Below are 3,097 nucleotides of genomic sequence, written 5' to 3'. Positions count from 1 at the left end.
AATCAATAGTTTGAAAGCCAAGCATACAAAACTCCTTGTCAAAAAACTTCGAGGGGAATCAGGAAACTGAGACTCTCTCAACTAATAAGGATAACTTGGAAATGTCACCTATTAATAGGTGACGTTTCGGAGCCAAAAAAACACTCTAATATGGAGAGTTTGATCCTGGCTCAGGATGAACGCTGGCGGTCTGCTTAACACATGCAAGTCGAACGCAACCTTCGGGTTGAGTGGCGGACGGGTGAGTAACGCGTGAGAATCTGCCTTGGGGTCGGGGACAACCACTGGAAACGGTGGCTAATACCGGATAAGCCTTCGGGTAAAAGATTTATTGCCCCAAGAGGAGCTCGCGTCTGATTAGCTAGTTGGTGAGGTAAGAGCTCACCAAGGCAGCGATCAGTAGCTGGTCTGAGAGGACGATCAGCCACACTGGGACTGAGACACGGCCCAGACTCCTACGGGAGGCAGCAGTGGGGAATTTTCCGCAATGGGCGAAAGCCTGACGGAGCAAGACCGCGTGAGGGAGGAAGGCTCTTGGGTTGTAAACCTCTTTTCTCAGGGAAGAAGCTCTGACGGTACCTGAGGAATCAGCCTCGGCTAACTCCGTGCCAGCAGCCGCGGTAATACGGAGGAGGCAAGCGTTATCCGGAATTATTGGGCGTAAAGCGTCCGCAGGTGGCGATTCAAGTCTGCTGTCAAAGCACGGGGCTTAACTCCGTTAAGGCAGTGGAAACTGAATAGCTAGAGTGCCGTAGGGGTAGAGGGAATTCCCGGTGTAGCGGTGAAATGCGTAGAGATCGGGAAGAACATCGGTGGCGAAAGCGCTCTACTGGACGGCAACTGACACTCAGGGACGAAAGCTAGGGGAGCGAATGGGATTAGATACCCCAGTAGTCCTAGCTGTAAACGATGGATACTAGGTGTAGCTTGTATCGACCCGAGCTGTGCCGAAGCTAACGCGTTAAGTATCCCGCCTGGGGAGTACGCACGCAAGTGTGAAACTCAAAGGAATTGACGGGGGCCCGCACAAGCGGTGGAGTATGTGGTTTAATTCGATGCAACGCGAAGAACCTTACCAGGGCTTGACATGTCCGGAACCCCGGTGAAAGCTGGGGGTGCCTTCGGGAGCCGGAACACACGTGGTGCATGGCTGTCGTCAGCTCGTGTCGTGAGATGTTGGGTTAAGTCCCGCAACGAGCGCAACCCTCGTCTTTAGTTGCCAGCATTAAGTTGGGCACTCTAGAGAGACTGCCGTGACAACCGGAGATGTGGGATGACGTCAGTCAGCATGCCCCTTACGCTCTGGGCGACACACGTACTACAATGGTCGGGACAGAGGGCAGCTAACCTGCGAAGGCAAGCTAATCCCAGAAACTCGGCCTCAGTTCAGATCGCAGGCTGCAACTCGCCTGCGTGAAGGAGGAATCGCTAGTAATCGCCGGTCAGAATACGGCGGTGAATCCGTTCCCGGGCCTTGTACACACCGCCCGTCACACCATGGAAGCTGGCCACGCCCGAAGTCGTTACCCTAACCCTCCGGGGAGGGGGACGCCGAAGGCAGGGTTGGTGACTGGGGTGAAGTCGTAACAAGGTAGCCGTACCGGAAGGTGTGGCTGGATCACCTCCTTTTTAGGGAGACCAACTGATTGATGAAGAGAATAAATAATTAAAGCTTCATCAATTCGGACACCCTAGGTCGGTCAAGGAAAAAGTAGATTGGCTTTCAAACTGGTTTCGGTTCGGAAAATGGGCTATTAGCTCAGGTGGTTAGAGCGCACCCCTGATAAGGGTGAGGTCCCTGGTTCGAGTCCAGGATGGCCCACCTGTTCCAGGAAGAGGGGGTATAGCTCAGCTGGTAGAGCGCTGCCTTTGCAAGGCAGATGTCAGCGGTTCGAGTCCGCTTACCTCCATACTTCCCCAAGAAGCGAGCAGGTTAAGCCAAACACCCGCAAACAAGAACCGGAAAAAACAGAGCGTTCAGCACCTGTAGAAGTCAAAAGAACTTGCTCAGACTGCTGGACGTAAACGTTCAGTCAGAACCTTGAAAACTGCATAGCGAGAGAAAAAGTCAAAGTCAGATAGTAATGCACAATGCCAAAAAAGGCGTTTGTGTCTTACACAGACAAAAACCAAAAATAGATGGTCAAGCTACAAAGAGCTAACGGTGGATACCTAGGCACACAGAGGCGAAGAAGGACGTGGCGACCGACGATACACTCCGGGGAGCTGGAAGCAAGCGTTGAGCCGGAGGTTTCCGAATGGGGCAACCCCAAGTACGGCTGACTGAATCCATAGGTCAGCACGAGCCAACCCAGCCAACTGAAACATCTTAGTAGCTGGAGGAAAAGAAAGCAAAAGCGATTCCCCCAGTAGCGGCGAGCGAAAAGGGACCAGCCTAAACCATCTAGCATGCTAGATGGGGTAGTGGGACAGCCATAAGGGAATACCCGAGGCTAGACGAAGTTGTTGAATGCAACACCAAAGAAGGTGAAAGTCCTGTAGTCGAAAGCCAAAGGATACCGGCTGTATCCCGAGTAGCACGGGGCACGAGAAATCCCGTGTGAATCAGCGAAGACCACTTCGTAAGGCTAAATACTCCTGTGTGACCGATAGCGAAACAGTACCGCGAGGGAAAGGTGAAAAGAACCCCGGAAGGGGAGTGAAATAGAACATGAAACCGTTAGCTTACAAGCAATGGGAGGACGATTCAACGTCTGACCGTGTGCCTGTTGAAGAATGAGCCGGCGACTTACAGGTCGTGGCAGGTTAAGGCAGAAAATGCTGCAGCCAAAGCGAAAGCGAGTCCGAATAGGGCGATAAGTCACGATTTGTAGACCCGAACCCGGGTGATCTAACCATGTCCAGGATGAAGCTTGGGTAACACCAAGTGGAGGTCCGCACCGACCGATGTTGAAAAATCGGCGGATGAGGTGTGGTTAGGGGTGAAATGCCAATCGAACCCGGAGCTAGCTGGTTCTCCCCGAAATGTGTTTAGGCGCAGCGGTTGAGGTTTAAGTCGGGGGGTAAAGCACTGTTTCGGTGCGGGCTGCGAGAGCGGTACCAAATCGAGACAAACTCTGAATACCCGATGTACACT

2 tRNA genes and 2 rRNA genes (1 of these 4 cut by a window edge) are annotated in these 3,097 nt (G+C 52.8%); all 4 read left to right on the top strand.

Going from position 1 to position 3,097, the window contains the following annotated elements:
- The first annotated feature begins 147 nt into the window (after window positions 1-147).
- Window positions 148-1,629 (top strand): 16S ribosomal RNA (locus MC7420_RS24895).
- Between the two features lie 119 nt (window positions 1,630-1,748).
- Window positions 1,749-1,822: transfer RNA gene (locus MC7420_RS24890), tRNA-Ile, on the top strand.
- 15 nt (window positions 1,823-1,837) lie between these two features.
- Window positions 1,838-1,910: transfer RNA gene (locus MC7420_RS24885), tRNA-Ala, on the top strand.
- Window positions 1,911-2,141: 231 nt separating this feature from the next.
- Window positions 2,142-3,097: ribosomal RNA gene (locus MC7420_RS24880) — 23S ribosomal RNA — on the top strand; it runs 1,929 nt beyond the window's last position.
- The 16S and 23S rRNA genes sit together here with 2 tRNA genes alongside, the layout of an rRNA operon.

It is taken from the genome of Coleofasciculus chthonoplastes PCC 7420 (assembly GCF_000155555.1).
GTDB lineage: Bacteria > Cyanobacteriota > Cyanobacteriia > Cyanobacteriales > Coleofasciculaceae > Coleofasciculus > Coleofasciculus chthonoplastes_A.
Note: the sequence above shows the minus strand (reverse complement) of the source record. Positions and strands in the feature narration are given on the sequence as shown.